Annotated in this window: 14 protein-coding genes; 9 read left to right on the top strand and 5 right to left on the bottom strand. The window is 56.5% G+C overall.

What is annotated here, in order from left to right; translation table 11 throughout:
• Positions 1-10: 10 nt before the first annotated feature.
• On the bottom strand, positions 11-1,414 hold the full coding sequence (tig, locus tag VNX88_06115) for a trigger factor (protein ID HWY68220.1): 1,404 nt from the start codon (positions 1,412-1,414) through the stop codon (positions 11-13).
• A 187-nt stretch (positions 1,415-1,601) separates the two neighbouring features.
• Between tig and VNX88_06110 the strand changes: the two genes are divergently transcribed.
• The 9 genes from VNX88_06110 (at position 1,602) to cmk (ending at position 10,427) form a co-directional block, all read left to right on the top strand.
• Positions 1,602-2,159 carry an ATP-binding protein gene (locus VNX88_06110; GenBank protein ID HWY68219.1) on the top strand — a complete coding sequence of 186 codons (558 nt, stop codon included), beginning with the start codon at positions 1,602-1,604 and terminating at the stop codon, positions 2,157-2,159.
• 36 nt (positions 2,160-2,195) lie between these two features.
• A complete protein-coding gene (locus VNX88_06105) occupies positions 2,196-2,402 on the top strand; it encodes a hypothetical protein (GenBank protein HWY68218.1) in 207 nt (68 codons plus the stop codon).
• Positions 2,403-2,438: 36 nt separating this feature from the next.
• Entirely contained in the window at positions 2,439-2,741 is a 303-nt protein-coding gene (locus tag VNX88_06100; protein HWY68217.1) for an antibiotic biosynthesis monooxygenase, read from the top strand.
• 37 nt (positions 2,742-2,778) lie between these two features.
• Complete coding sequence (locus VNX88_06095; protein ID HWY68216.1) at positions 2,779-3,504, top strand: uracil-DNA glycosylase; 726 nt, start codon at positions 2,779-2,781, stop codon at positions 3,502-3,504.
• 199 nt (positions 3,505-3,703) lie between these two features.
• Positions 3,704-4,648 carry a branched-chain amino acid transaminase gene (locus VNX88_06090; protein HWY68215.1) on the top strand — a complete coding sequence of 315 codons (945 nt, stop codon included), beginning with the start codon at positions 3,704-3,706 and terminating at the stop codon, positions 4,646-4,648.
• A gap of 151 nt (positions 4,649-4,799) precedes the next feature.
• Entirely contained in the window at positions 4,800-6,617 is a 1,818-nt protein-coding gene (aspS, locus tag VNX88_06085) for an aspartate--tRNA ligase (protein HWY68214.1), read from the top strand.
• A gap of 117 nt (positions 6,618-6,734) precedes the next feature.
• On the top strand, positions 6,735-8,687 hold the full coding sequence (gene mutL, locus VNX88_06080; protein ID HWY68213.1) for a DNA mismatch repair endonuclease MutL: 1,953 nt from the start codon (positions 6,735-6,737) through the stop codon (positions 8,685-8,687).
• A gap of 116 nt (positions 8,688-8,803) precedes the next feature.
• Complete coding sequence (locus VNX88_06075; protein HWY68212.1) at positions 8,804-9,706, top strand: hypothetical protein; 903 nt, start codon at positions 8,804-8,806, stop codon at positions 9,704-9,706.
• Positions 9,699-10,427: a (d)CMP kinase gene (cmk, locus tag VNX88_06070; GenBank protein ID HWY68211.1), complete on the top strand. Its 729-nt coding sequence runs from the start codon at positions 9,699-9,701 to the stop codon at positions 10,425-10,427. Before VNX88_06075 ends, cmk begins: the two co-directional genes overlap by 8 nt.
• A gap of 156 nt (positions 10,428-10,583) precedes the next feature.
• On the opposite strand, the gene VNX88_06065 is transcribed toward cmk, so the two are convergent.
• Genes VNX88_06065 through VNX88_06050 form a run of 4 tightly spaced genes read right to left on the bottom strand, consistent with a single transcriptional unit; the run spans position 10,584 to position 14,023 of the window.
• A complete protein-coding gene (locus tag VNX88_06065; GenBank protein HWY68210.1) occupies positions 10,584-12,002 on the bottom strand; it encodes a DUF4097 family beta strand repeat-containing protein in 1,419 nt (472 codons plus the stop codon).
• A complete protein-coding gene (locus VNX88_06060) occupies positions 11,995-12,318 on the bottom strand; it encodes a DUF5668 domain-containing protein (protein ID HWY68209.1) in 324 nt (107 codons plus the stop codon). The genes VNX88_06065 and VNX88_06060 overlap by 8 nt, the downstream gene beginning before the upstream one ends.
• Before the next feature lie 2 nt (positions 12,319-12,320).
• Complete coding sequence (locus tag VNX88_06055) at positions 12,321-13,145, bottom strand: B-box zinc finger protein (protein ID HWY68208.1); 825 nt, start codon at positions 13,143-13,145, stop codon at positions 12,321-12,323.
• Entirely contained in the window at positions 13,142-14,023 is an 882-nt protein-coding gene (locus VNX88_06050; GenBank protein ID HWY68207.1) for a hypothetical protein, read from the bottom strand. The genes VNX88_06055 and VNX88_06050 overlap by 4 nt, the downstream gene beginning before the upstream one ends.

Below are 14,023 nucleotides of genomic sequence, written 5' to 3'. Positions count from 1 at the left end.
GCTCGAGCGCTCAGGCAGAGCGTTGATATAAAAAGTCCAGAGTCTTTTCGTAGCGGATCCGTTCGCGCATGCGCTCAAGCGTGCCTTCATCAGTCAACTTTTTGCGCACTGCCTCCACCGGTTGCCGCGATTGCTGCGCGAAGCGTTCCACTTCCAGGTCGAGATCGGCATCGCTGGCTTGAATGTTCTCCTTGTCGGCGATCTTCTCGAGGATCAAAGATGCCTTCACCTCACGGAGAGCCGCCTCACGCTGCGCCTGCCGCAAACGACCAAAGTCCATCTTACGCATGTCCTCGGGGCGCATTCCCTGGGCAGCCAGAGCTCGGAATCCACGCTCCAGGCGCGAAGTCACTTGCTGGTCTATCAATGATTCAGGAACCGGAAAGTTGTTTCGGCTGACCAGCTCTTGCACCAGCTTGTCCTTCGCGGTGTGCTCGATTTCGTGGCGCTTCTGAGATTCAAGCTGCTCACGAATCCGGGTGCGCAGATCTTCGAGGCTCTTGAAGTCTCCAAGCCCTTTTGCGAAGTCGTCGTTCAATTCGGGAATCTGTTTCTTCTTAATCCCCTTGATCTGGACCTTATACTCCAGAGTCTTGCCGGCGAGGCGTTTGTCTTGCGCGTCTTCGGGATACGTAATGATGAACGTGCGTTCTTCTCCCGATTTGGCTCCGCGAAGGTTCTCACTAAACTCCCGGACGGTGTTGGCGCCACCGATGTCGACGAGCACATCGTCCATGTGGACGGGCTGCGACCCTGTAGGCTTTGTCTCCTGCTGTCCGGAACTGACGGGATTTCCTGACGGATCTACCAGACTAGATTCCTGCTTTTCGATTGGAGTGCCGGTGAAGCTGGCTTGCGCAAAGTCGCCGTCTTGAAGACCACGATCTTCTTCGACGGAGTTGTAGGTAGCCTGGTTCTCGCGGAGAGCCTGCAATTCATGCTCGACTTCGTCCTCGCTTACCGAGACATCACCTTTTTCAGCCTTCAGATCCGAGTAGGGAGCTACCTCGATGTTTGGCATGATCTCGAAAACCGCCTTGAAGCGCAGCGGCTCGCTGTCTTCAAAATGAAAGTCGGTGATTTTCGGCTGAGAGATAGGGGCAAAGCCGAGCTTTTGAACTTCTTCTCGGAAGTACTTGGGTACCAGCGACTCGACCACTTCCTGCTTCAATTCGTCCGCGAAGCGGCGACGCACCAGACTTGCCGGCGTCTTACCGCGACGGAAGCCGGGCACTCGCGCCATTTTCTGGTAGCGGGCAACGAACGACTCGAGTTCATGGGAGACGGTATCGGCGGGAATCTCGACCGAGATCTCGCGCTCACATTCCCCGAGCGGACGCGGCTCTTGTGTGTGTTCGTGGTTGTGAGTCTCGCCTGTGTTTTGTTCGGTCGTGGTGCTCTCTATTTCGGTCAATTTCCGTGTTCCTAGCGCTTTCGAAGTAGCCGGAGCACCCTGTGAGGCGCAGCAATAGCGGCCGGAACTTCAAGTGTAAGACCCGCGAAACAATGCGGTCAAACCCAGAAGAAGCTGCTGGCTACTTGCTGCTAGCTCCTGGCTTCAGAATGTGAGACTCGTTAGTCATCTGCGCTAACCTGCATGAATGCTGATCCTCATGGTTGGTCTGCCCGGAACCGGGAAGAGCACGCTCTCGCGTGCTCTGGTGGAGCGCTTTGGTGGCTTCGTAATCGATAAGGACCTAATCCGGCCAGCTCTCTTTGGTCCATCGCAGATTGAATACACAGTCGAGCAGGACGATTTCTGCCAGCATGTGATGCTCGAGACCGTCGAATATCTGCTCAGGCGGAAGCCGACATTACGTGTATTTCTCGATGGTCGGCCGTTTTCCCGGCAGTATCAACGAGAGAGCGTCCGGGCTGCTGCCGAACGGATGGGGACGCCGCTGGCAGTGATCGAATGTGTTGCCGACGAGGCGACCGCACTCGCGCGCATTCGTCGGGACCTCGAATCGGGAAGCCACTTTGCCGCCAATCGAACCGTAGAGCTCTACCTGGAGAAGAAGCAAGATTTCGAGCGTGAGCCGCTAAGCGGGCCGCGATTGAGCATCAGCTCCGATCAGGAATTGGCAGTTTCGGTCGAGCAGGCGCAGAAGTATCTGGAGAGCCTGGAAACACGTCCGGTCCCGGAAGGATCGAATTGATCATCCGAAGTGATATATTGCCGTGCCGAGGTGGGGATGATGCGAGCAGATCGTGTAGAAGCCTCATGGGACAAAGACAAGAAGAAATGGCTGGTGCGAATTCAGGCGGGCGAAGAAGTAGTCCGCCGCTATTGCGATGCACCGAAAGATGCCGATGAACAGAAGATCCGCGCTGCCGCGCAGAAGACGATTGTCGATGAAGGCTACGATTCTGACGGTGCTCAGGTCGTGGTGAAGCGCTAAAGAAAGCCAGCGCGAAGCGCTGGCTTTTTGTCGCTCATGATCTACATTCTGTGGGAATTCACGGTCGAACCAGGACACTGCGACGAATTTGAAACCGCCTACGGGACCGAGGGCGTCTGGGCTCGTCTCTTCCGTCGCGATTCTGCATATCGCGAAACCATCCTCGTCAAAGACAATGCACAATCCGGCCGCTATCTAACCATCGACGTGTGGGAAGATAAAGATTCTTATCTCGGCTTCAAGGATCGTTTTGCCGGCGATTACGCGAGTATCGACGAGGAGTGCGAGAGCCTCACAAGCTCCGAACGCCACATCGGCATCTTTGAACGGCTCCCGTAACTCTTCTCTCAAAGTCATCAACTCATCAATTGCTGAATTGAATCACGCAGTCGTCGGTTGCACACTCTGTCCGCGACTGGTTGCGTACCGCGAGGAAATTGGCCGGGTCAAACGACGTGCCTACATGGACTGGGAATATTGGGCGAAGCCTGTACCGGGCTTCGGAGATGGGAACGCGCGCATGCTCATTCTTGGTCTTGCTCCAGGAGCGCACGGATCGAATCGAACAGGGCGTCCATTTACCGGTGATGGCTCTGGCGATTTCATGTACCCCGTCCTGTATGAAACCGGCTTTGCCTCCCAGCCGCTGGCGACCAACCGCGGTGATGGTATGAAACTGACCGACGCCTACATCACAGCGGCCGTGCGCTGCGCCCCTCCGGGCAACAAGCCGGCGCCAGAGGAAATTGCCAACTGCGCCCATTTCCTCGATGCAGATATTGCATTGCTGCGGAAGTTGAGAGTTGTAGTTGCTCTAGGCAAGATCGGCTTCGACGCCTACCTCAACCACCTGCGGCGGATCGGAGTCATCACTTCACGCGCGCCATATGAGTTTCGCCACGGAGCGGAATACCAGATACCTAACGGGATGGTGTTGCTTGGGACGTATCATCCCTCACTGCAAAACACCAACACGGGCAAGCTGACAGCCGAGATGTTTCGGCGAATCTTCGAACGCGCGAGAGAGCTGATTCACCACGGAGGCGCGGAGGCACGGAGAAAGATGGAAGTGGGTCCAAAGCGTCGCGACGATGCTCTCTAGCAATCCCTGAGCGACTATATTCAAATCGAGGGTATGCACACCGTTCGGTTTTGCTCCCCAAGTCTTCTCCGTGCCTCCGTGTCTCCGTGGTGAAATGGTCGTCCGCTTATCCCCGCAATCAACGAAATCGTTGAGTGCAGCCAAAGCATCTGAATATAATGTAGTGTTTGCGCTGTCCCAATCTCGGTAAGGAGCATTCATGGCGATACCCAAGACGGAAAAAATATGGCACAACGGTAAGCTCATCAACTGGGACGATGCCAAGTTGCATGTAATGTCGCACGTGGTGAATTACGGTTCGTCAGTATTTGAGGGCGTGCGTTGCTATAAGCATCCTCAGGGTGCCGCGATTTTCCGTGCACAGGAGCACGCCGAACGGCTTCTGAACTCCGCCAAGGTCTATCGCATGGAAGTGCCCTTTACCGAGGAAGAGATTGTTCAAGCCATGGTTGAAGTAGTCGCTCACAACGGTGTTTATCCTTGCTACATACGGCCGATCGTGCTGCGTGGATATGGCGAGGCGGGTGTGAATCCGTTTAACTCTCCCATCGACGTTTACATCTGCAACTATGCGTGGGGCAAATACCTCGGACATGATTCGCCCGATGAGGGAGTCGATGTCTGCGTCTCCTCGTGGACGCGAATCGCACCAAACACCCTGCCTGCCATGGCAAAGTCCGGCGCCAACTACATGAACTCGCAGCTCATCAAGATGGAAGCCATCCTTAATGGATACGTTGAGGGTATTGCTCTCGACGTGAGCGGCTACGTTAGCGAAGGCTCGGGTGAGAATCTGTTTGTCGTACGCAAGGGCACCGTGTTCACCGCACCGCTTGGAAACTCGGTACTGCCCGGGATTACCCGTGCCACCGCCATAGATCTGATCCGCGAGCTGGGGTTCCCAGTGGTCGAGCAGATGATTCCGCGCGAGATGCTCTACATTGCCGACGAAGTTTTCTTCACCGGCACAGCGGCTGAGATCACGCCGATTCGCACGGTCGACAAGATCGCGGTCGGAGATGGCAAGACAGGTCCAATCACTCGCGCCCTGCACAAGGAATTCTTCGACATCGTCGAAGGCCGCGTGGCCGACCGGCATGGCTGGTTCACACAAGTGCCGGTAAAGCAGCCAGTGAGCGTTTAGAGATAGGTAGTTTCGCGATCGGGTGATCGGGCGGTGTAACGACCGATTCACCCGATTCTTGTTTTTGCTGCCTTCGGTCCCTATGCTTTATTCGTGTTAGTACCCATCGCATTTATCATCAAGGATTACTTTCAGCTTCAAGGACTCGACATTGCCCGACACTCAGCTCGATTTGCTTGGCAGTTTGCAACGCAGCCACATGTGCGGCACGCTGCGCGCCAGCGATGCCAGCAAAACCGTCACTCTCATGGGATGGGTGAACCGCCGCCGCGATCTCGGCAATTTGATCTTTATCGATCTACGGGACCGCACCGGCCTGGTGCAGATCGTCTTCGACAAAGAGAGCAATCCAGCTTTGCACGAAAAGGCGAGCCGAGTCCGGTCCGAATATGTACTCGCCATTGTGGGCAGCGTAAAGAGGCGCGATGCCCCGACCATCAATAAGAATGTTCCCACGGGCGAGATCGAGATCATCGCCGAAGAGTTGCGCGTTCTTAACGACTCAAAAACACCGCCGTTTTCGCCTTCAGAGCAGGCCATCGGGAACGAAGAATTGCGCTTGAAGTATCGGTATCTCGACATGCGTCGTCCCGAGATGCAGTCGAACATCGAGTTGCGTTCCAAGGTTTCGTTGGCGATTCGCAAAGAACTCTCGAGCCGTGGTTTCCTGGAGATCGAGACGCCGTTCATGACGCGTAGCACTCCCGAGGGTGCGCGTGACTACCTGGTGCCGAGCCGCGTCTATCCAGGATCTTTTTACGCTCTGCCGCAATCGCCGCAATTGTTCAAGCAAATCTTGATGATCTCCGGCTTCGACAAATACTTTCAGATCGTGCGTTGCTTTCGCGACGAAGACTTGCGTGCCGATCGTCAGCCTGAATTCACGCAGGTCGATCTTGAAACTTCGTTTCCTACGCAGGATCGGGTCTTCGAAGTAGTCGAGGCATTTCTGGTTGCGGCGTTCCGCGAGGCAGGAGTTGAGTTAAAGCCGCCGTTTCCGCGCATGAAGTATGACGATGCTATTCGGAAATACGGGATCGATAAGCCTGACATGCGTCTGCCAGAGATGACCGATGTCCGTGAGGCGTTCACCGAGGAGAACCTAAATGCTTTGAGTCTTGATCCGCTGCTGCCGGTGGTTGCAGTCCGTATTCCGAAAGTGGGCGAAGTCTCGCGCAAGGAACGCGACGACAACAAACAGCTCGCCGCGCCGAAGCCTGGGGTCAAAGTCATCGATGACGTAAAGCGTCTGGAGAAGAGCTTTCCCGATGCCGTAACCAAGCTCCGCGCCACGGCGGAGGCAGAGGCTGACGATTTGCTCGTGATCGTCGCAGGAGCTCCATCTGAGGACCGCTCGGCCGTAGCATTTCGTAAGGGGGCTGAGGCTGTTTACGCGTCGGCCGGTGCGCTGCGTTTAACTCTTGGGCAGAAGTACAAAGAGAAGCATGGAGCCTTCAACAAGACAGGTACTGCAAACGACTATTGCTTGCTCTGGGTCACCGATTTTCCCATGTTCGAATATGACGACAAGGATGGTCGCTGGAACGCTGCGCACCATCCCTTCACGTCGCCGCATGAGGAAGACTTCGGCAAGCTGCTCTCAGATCCGGGAGCAGTGCGGGCGTTGGCGTATGACATTGTGCTGAACGGAACCGAGTTGGGCTCAGGCTCTATTCGTATTCATCGCCAGGACATTCAAAAGCAGATCTTCAACGCGCTCGGTATGACCGATGAGGAAGCGCGCTCGCGATTTGGATTCTTCCTGGAAGCCTTGGAGTATGGCACGCCTCCACATGGAGGTATTGCTTTAGGTCTCGATCGTATCGTGATGATTCTCGCAGGTGCGGACAGTCTGCGAGAAGTGATCCCATTCCCAAAGACTGCGAAGGCTGTGGATCTCATGGTCGATGCACCCACTCCAGTGAGCGCGACGCAATTGAAGGAGTTGGGAATTGCGGTGAAGGCGTAAAGCCGAGAGGCGAACACGAAGGTCACGAAATAAAGGAAGAATTCGTCGTGACCTTCTCTGTCTGCCTTGGTGACCTTCGTGTTCGCTCTTCCTCCGTTCTGTGATTAAATCAGCCCAATGGGCCGCATTCGCGTTCTCTCCGATAACGTCGCCAACAAAATTGCCGCAGGCGAAGTTGTCGAGAGGCCCGCATCGGTGGTGAAGGAGCTTCTCGAGAATTCGCTCGATGCGGGCGCGACGCGTATTCGCATCGAGGTCGAGGCTGGCGGAAGGAAGCTCATCGCGATCATGGACAACGGCTGCGGCATGGGGCAAGACGATGCCATGCTCGCGTTCGAGCGGCACGCGACCTCGAAGATTCACGACGCGGACGATCTGCTGAATATCGATACTCTGGGCTTTCGTGGCGAGGCGCTTCCATCGATCGCGTCCGTATCGCGGCTCGCCCTCGAAACCAGACAGGATGCCGACACATCTGGCACTCGGATCGAGATCGCCGGTGGCAAGCTTTTGAAAGTCGAAGAGACGGGAGCACCAGCAGGAACCGCGATCACCGTCCGTGACCTCTTCTTCAACACTCCGGCGCGCAAGAAATTCCTGAAAGCGGAATCTACCGAACTCTCACACATTGCTTCACTCGTAACACATTACGCGCTGGCTCATCCCGACAAACATTTAGAGTTGCACTCGGCGACGCACAACATCCTGACTGCATCGCCAGTGGCTACCCATGCCGAGCGGTTGTACCAGATTTTCGGCCGCGATACTCTCGATCAACTCATCTCAGTCGCAGCCGAGAGCGACCTCGAGCGCGTGGGAATTCCGGAGCCTCCGCCCTGGCGCAGGACTGCGGATTATGAACCACCAACTCCGGGCAAGGTGCGCTTGCGTGGTTTTGTGTCAAAGCCTGAGTTGCAAAAGCTGAATCGCAATTCGATCTTCGTGTTTGTAAATCAGCGATTGGTGCGTGACCGCCTAGTACAGCACGCGCTTACGGAGGCATATCGCAACATCATCCCGCCTACCGTTTTTCCCGTGGTACTGCTGTTCCTGGAGATGCCGCCAACTGAAGTTGATGCCAACGTGCATCCGGCAAAGACTGAAGTTCGCTTCCGCCAGCAAGGATTCGTGCATGATTTTGTGCGTGACTCGGTTCGCGCCGCACTGATGAAGGCGCGTCCGGTGCCGCAGTTCACACGCGAGATTTCTGCGCAACCGACCGCGGCTGTAGCACTCTCTCCCGGAGCCTCTCTGCGCGGAGAAGCACAAGACGAAGCTGCGGGATTCGTGCTCACAGCAACCGCACCTCCGGCCCAGACAGCACCGCTAGCGTTCGACAATGCTTTCGTGATCCAGTCCTCGCCAGGAGCGAGGTCAGAGATCGCAGCCATCACCGCGGCAGTCCCGAACTGGGAGTCAGTTTCCGGAGGCAGTGCTTGCAGCGCAGTGATCGACGACCGGGCCGAAGTTGAAGAGGGTGTTGTTCCGCAGCTTGCTTCATTGCGGCCGCTCGGGCAGATACGCGAGTCGTTCATTTTGGCCGTCGATCAGGAAGGCCTTTGGATCATTGATCAGCATGTGGCGCATGAGCGCGTGCTGTTTGAACGTGTGCTGATACAAAGGCAGACCGAATCCATTCCCGTCCAGAAGATGCTGATGCCGATTGTGGTACAGCTTACTCCGGGTCAGCAGGCTGTCTTTGCCGAAATCTCCGATGAACTCGGACGTAACGGCTTCGAGGTGGAGCTGTTTGGATCGCGGACGGTCGTCGTCAAGGCCGTGCCTGCTGGTATAGAAAGCTGCGATATGGAACAAATGCTCAGCGAGCTGCTGGGTGACTTTGAACGCGAACAGCAGATGCTGAACCTCGACGCCATCCGCCACCGCATAGCGGCATCGATTGCGTGTCACGCGGCTATTAAGGTCAACATGCCTCTGGAGCAGAACAAAATGGAATGGCTGCTCCGGGAGCTAGCCCAAACTGAATGCCCAATGTCGTGCCCTCACGGGCGTCCAGTCGTCCTGCGTTATTCTGTGAAGGACATACAAAGAGCGTTCAAACGGATTTGAAATCGGAGGTGTCATCCCGAACCTTCGTGAGGGATCTCTACCGTGCCGATGCTGTGTGCTTACAGTAGGGATTCCTCGCCGCACAAGGCGCGGCTTCGGAATGACAGAGGCGACTCATGACTGAACTCGAACTCCAACATCTTCGGCGTGAGAAGTGGCGGCTGGATGGAGAGCCTATCCGCACGTTGGAGGAAGCTCGCGAGTTCGTCGATTCTGTCGGAATGTGTCTTTTTTATCCCACGCGCCACGCGACCTTATTGCCCACATTGATCGGTGCGACGCTCGGAAGCGATCAGAAGCTGCCGACGCGCCAAAACGCATTCAACGATCCGCGAGCGAAGAGAGCTGAAGAGTTACTTCAGAAGCTAGTGCGAAATAAGTTTGTCTTCGAAGCGCAGCTGCATGGCGAGGGCTTGTTTCTCTCTTCCGCGGTGTTTCCGTACTACTACACTCTGGCCAGCGATCGCAAGCCTAAGCAGCTTGTGCGGAGCCGGGCCCGCGGCCAGGCCTCGCTGCTATCCGAACACGTATTCGAAAAGCTCGATGCGAAAGGTCCACTCTCAGGAGCGCAGCTTCAGGAGCAACTGGGACGTGGTCTGTCCGAAGCTGTCCTCGATCGCGCCTTGCAGGAGTTATCCGCGGCTTTGAAGATCACTCGCGTTGATCATCATCCCGAAGCAGGAGATAGCTGGGACGTCTACTATCGCTGGGCTCCCGAGGCGGTGAACGAAGGCGTGCGCATCTCCGATGCCGAGGCGTTGTCGGCGCTGATATCTAAGTATCTCGATTGCACGGTTGCGGCTACGCTGGAGGAGATCGAGGCCTTCTTCTCCACGTTCACATCACGCGCCCGCGTTGCTGAAGTCGTAAAGGCTCTTCTGGCGGCACGCGAGTTCTCGTACACTCCCAGTGAGTCGAGAGCCTTGATTACCGTGTCCCACAGCAACGTCCGCTCTGAAACGCCGCGGGCAACTCGTGAGCATGGTGCAACTTTGCAGCCGAGGAGACGCAATGGTTGACGCGCCAGGCAGGCGTGCAATAGTGATCGCGATCGATGGACCTGCCGGAGCAGGGAAGAGCACGTTGGCTTCGCGCCTCGCGCGCAAACTGAATTACCTCAACATCGAAACCGGCGCCATGTATCGGGCGCTGGCTCTCAAAGCTATCGAGAATGATGTCGACGTAGACGACGAAAGCGCGCTGGTGAATCTCGCGTTAGGATCAAAGATCACTCTCGAACCGCAGATCGACGGCAACCGAGTGAAGCTCGACAACGCAGATGTTTCTACCCGCATTCGCGAAAAAGATGTTACCGAGGCGGCATCACGGGTCTCGGTACACCCGAAATTGCGGGAATGGATGGTTCACAAGCAACGGGAGTTAGGTTCAAAAGGCGGAGTTGTGATGGAGGGCCGTGATATCGGCACTGCGGTATTTCCCAATGCTGATGTGAAGATCTTCCTGGATGCGGCACCCGAAGTGCGCGGCAATCGCCGTTTTCACCAGAATCCCGTGGTTGAACCTTCAGCAGCGGTACTCGCGGAGATGCGCGCCCGCGATGAGCGCGACCGGACGCGCTCAGTGTCTCCCTTGGTAGCAGCTAACGACGCGGTCGTGATCGACTCGACCAGCATGACTCTCGATGAGGTGATTGAGCGGGCTGAGCAGATCGTGAGGGAAACAATCGGGTCATTGGCTGATCCGGCCAATAAAGAATCGGGTGATCGGGTGATCGGGTGATCGGGCGAAGGAACTGCGAGACGCTATTAGCGCCAGCACTGACCTAGATTCAAGTGAGTTTCTTAAATTCTGCAGATTGCGACTGAGATTTATTCCGACAAGGAAGGTTTTGTTTACTTCAGCCGATCCCCCGATGTCCCGATCACCCGATTTCTATCATCCCTTCCGAATCTCAATCGTCCCGTGATCCGTAGTGAGCTGTAGCTTCTTGCCGCCTTTCCCGACGTTGCCTTCGGCTACGTGATCGTCGCCATTCTTCGTGACATTGAGTGGGAAGTCGCTCTCCAGCTCTCCGCGGCTGCTGCGAGCTGCCACAGTAAATCCCGCCGCCTCCGGCAACACGATGTGGATTGCGCCCTGATGATTGTTGAGGGTCACATCGCCAAACGGGGCCTTGGGACGAACATCAATCTCTCCGTGGCTGTTCTCGACAGTGATTGGTCCTGACACGTCTTCCAGGCGGATGTCCTTAGCCTTCGTGCGGACTTCAAAAGGACCAGCGACTGAGCTGACTCGCAGATCGCCAGAATCCATGCTTAGATCGCCGTCAAGTCTTCCCAGTTCCAAATCGGTACGGGTGCTGTGAAACTTCACCGACTTGCCGATGTGCGAGAGCTTGGTGTCGCCGAAGAATTCGCCTTCTAGCAGGGCGACGCCTGAAATATCGCTTAGCGTAACATCGTCCGCCCTGCCTTCCACATGGACATCGCCAGTGACCTGACTGGCCTGAACGTTGCCCCGGCGAGCGATAATCTCTACATTGCCCTTGATCTGGTCGGCCTGAACATCTCCGCGCGTGGTTGTGATCTTCACGTCAGCGTCGCGTTGCGAAACGTTCACGTCTCCACGGCCGGCATTCACCTGTACCGGAGCCTTGCGTGGAGCCCAGATTTCCAGATCGGTGACGATGCGCGGTCCCATTGAGAACCCAACCTGAACGTGGGCTACGTGCTCTCCGGAATTGATGCGGAGAATGTTTCCATCCACGCTCATGGCGGGCTTCTGCTGGTCGTTGAATTTGTTGGCGGCTTCCTGCGAGTCTGCCGAGATGTGGCGATGGACCACCATCTTCACCGGCGAATCACCGTTCTCGGCGACGTGGACTGTAACCGAACCGCGGTCTGAGTCGATCTGGATTCTTCCATCACCCGGCAGTGGCTGCGAGAGTTCCTGAGTGAACTCGTACTTCTCGCCAAACATGCCATCCCATCCGGGATTCACGTCGACGTTGTTGCCAATCGCTTGCCAGTTCACGTGCCGGGCCGACGAAGCAGAGAGTCCCATCACGATGAGCAGTATCAAGAGAAAAATCGCGCCACCGCCGAGGCGCGGAGCAGGACCTCCACGGCTGCGCGCAATCGTGTATTCGGCAATGCGAATCAGCCCGAACACGATGAGCAGCACCGGCCACCATGTGGCAAAAAACCAACCCAGTCTGGGCCAGCTCACGAGGCGCATATTCATCAACAGGAACATGACGCCGACTCCGATCAGGATGATCGGACCGGCCATCGAGCGCGGTCGACGATACCGCGAATAGCGAGGATCGTAGGGCATCTGCGGAGGACTAGCCACGGTTCACCTCCGAGTCAGGCCGGTTACTGGGAGATGCGGGTGGTACGGGTGGAACCTGCATTCCCGGTGGGTAGTACGGAGGCGGTGGAATATGCCCGGTATCAGGCGCAGATCGCTGCGCAATCTTCACTAAGCCAATCACGATCAGCAGTACTGGAAACGTGCTGCCGAAGTTGAAGATGTGTAGTTGCTGCAGAAGAAAGAGCACACCGACTGTAATCAGCACGGCTGGTCCCATGAGCCACCGTGAAGAGCAGCGCAGACAGTGACAGGCGCGGTTGGGAACGTAGTAATCGTCGTGATCGTAGATCGCCACGTCTAGTTCCTTCCCTGCGTCATGCTCATGCGGCGGAACGCCAGCCAGATTCCCAACACGATCAGAATGATTGGCCAGAACTGTGCGGTCCAGCGAAACGCCAGCACGCCGAGGTTCTCGAGCAGCAGCAGTACACCGAGAGCGATCAGGATGATCGCTCCCATCGGCACACCTCCAGGACCAAAACCACCCTGCGGGCCGCCTGGATCGGGAGCGTAAGGTTGCGTCGATTCGGACGAAGTGCTCGGATCGAGCGGCGCAAGGTTCGCAACCTGCGCCTGAGCAACATCAGCTGGCGTCGTGGTACTTGTTGTCGATGGAGCGCCGGCATGAGCCGGTTGAGGATGGCCAAGCGCTGTTCCCAATCCGAAACTGGCCAGCAGCGCGTTGAGTCCAAGATGGTCGGGTAATGGCTGGCCAAGTTGCCGCGCCTTGGCCGTGGTGTACGCGTCAAAGACCATGTAGAAGAGCCAGGCCATCACCAGTAAGCCGAGAAAGTCTGCACTATTAGCGAGATGGCAAAGCACGGCGAAGACAAAAACGTGCACGAAGCCCTTGGCAAACTGCCCGTTATAGAACGCGCCGACGCCGGGGATGAAACCAAGCACGGCAGCAAGGCCCGGGCTGGCAGAACTCGCCGGAGCCACGTAGACCGCGTTCGGAGCGTTCGCCGCGGCCGGAGGAACGGTGCCTTCAAGCCGAGCTGCGAGACAATCCTGGCAATAAATCACGCCGCGGACATCGCGCTGACAACTCTGGCAAAGCGCTTTTCCGCAGGTGCGGCAATAGGAGGTTGCAGGTTGATCAGTGTGAACTGCGCAAGTCATGCGAGTAAGCCCCTAGTCGATTCGTAGCTGTGCTCGAAACCCTGGGAGAGTACGGATACCGCGAAATGCGCGTTGCTGTAGATGCCGACTTCGTCGCTGGATTTCTGCAGCACGAAGCCTGGTTCAAAGTTACTGCACAGATTCAATTCGTTTGTACTCCATTTCGCAAGCTGAACTTTCGGCCTGTCCATACTGTAGTAATTCTGCTTGCGTTCCTTGTCCTTCTCGTTTTCTGTCTTGTTGCGGTCGCGTGGACGCTGCTCCGGCTCCGGTTCGGTGGTAGTGGCGCGTTTCAGCTCCTGCAGCCGCGATTCGACCTCATACACCAGCCGAATATTTTCGTAGTACTTCACTACCCGCGACGTGGTTTCGTAGTACTTCATCGTGACCTGCTCTTTCAGAGCGCTTGGTCGCAAGTCCATATGACGCAGATCGCCGAGCTTCACTCCCGCCAGATTCAACGAAAGCGAAACTGAGAAAAGCGCCATTGCTCCAGTCATGGCCATTCGCGGCTGAGCTACCAGAGCCCGGAAAGGCGCAAGTACATCGGCCCACACTTCTGAAAGTCGCTGCTTCCAGCCCAATTTGGGAGCGGCTGCAATCGCTGCGCTCGTCTGAACGGTTGTGGCTGCGAGGATGTTGTGTATCAGACTTGCCGGAGGCTCGACTTCTGCCAACGTATGAAGCCAGGACATCCCCGCTTCGGCCTCGCGGAAGAGAGGACCGCAAGTGGGACACTGCAGGCGATGAGCGTCAAAGCTCTGCTGCGAAGCCGGGGTGAGGAGACCGTCAAAAGCGTCGGTCATCAGCGCGTCGAATTCGGCGCAGGTCAGCCCTGACGTGCCTTCTTTCCTCTCGAATTGGCTGCGATTGTCCAC

This window comes from Terriglobales bacterium (assembly GCA_035567895.1).
In the GTDB taxonomy this organism is placed as follows: domain Bacteria; phylum Acidobacteriota; class Terriglobia; order Terriglobales; family Acidobacteriaceae; genus Gp1-AA112.
Note: the sequence above shows the minus strand (reverse complement) of the source record. Positions and strands in the feature narration are given on the sequence as shown.

What these genes read in the sequence shown, in the direction of transcription:
- cmk (HWY68211.1), top strand. Translation starts at nt 9,699, where the DNA reads ATGGTTGACGCGCCAGGCAGGCGTGCAATAGTGATCGCGATCGATGGA.
- VNX88_06110 (HWY68219.1), top strand. Translation starts at nt 1,602, where the DNA reads ATGCTGATCCTCATGGTTGGTCTGCCCGGAACCGGGAAGAGCACGCTC.
- VNX88_06055 (HWY68208.1), bottom strand. Translation starts at nt 13,145, where the DNA reads ATGACTTGCGCAGTTCACACTGATCAACCTGCAACCTCCTATTGCCGC.
- mutL (HWY68213.1), top strand. Translation starts at nt 6,735, where the DNA reads ATGGGCCGCATTCGCGTTCTCTCCGATAACGTCGCCAACAAAATTGCC.
- VNX88_06105 (HWY68218.1), top strand. Translation starts at nt 2,196, where the DNA reads ATGATGCGAGCAGATCGTGTAGAAGCCTCATGGGACAAAGACAAGAAG.
- VNX88_06100 (HWY68217.1), top strand. Translation starts at nt 2,439, where the DNA reads ATGATCTACATTCTGTGGGAATTCACGGTCGAACCAGGACACTGCGAC.
- VNX88_06090 (HWY68215.1), top strand. Translation starts at nt 3,704, where the DNA reads ATGGCGATACCCAAGACGGAAAAAATATGGCACAACGGTAAGCTCATC.
- VNX88_06075 (HWY68212.1), top strand. Translation starts at nt 8,804, where the DNA reads ATGACTGAACTCGAACTCCAACATCTTCGGCGTGAGAAGTGGCGGCTG.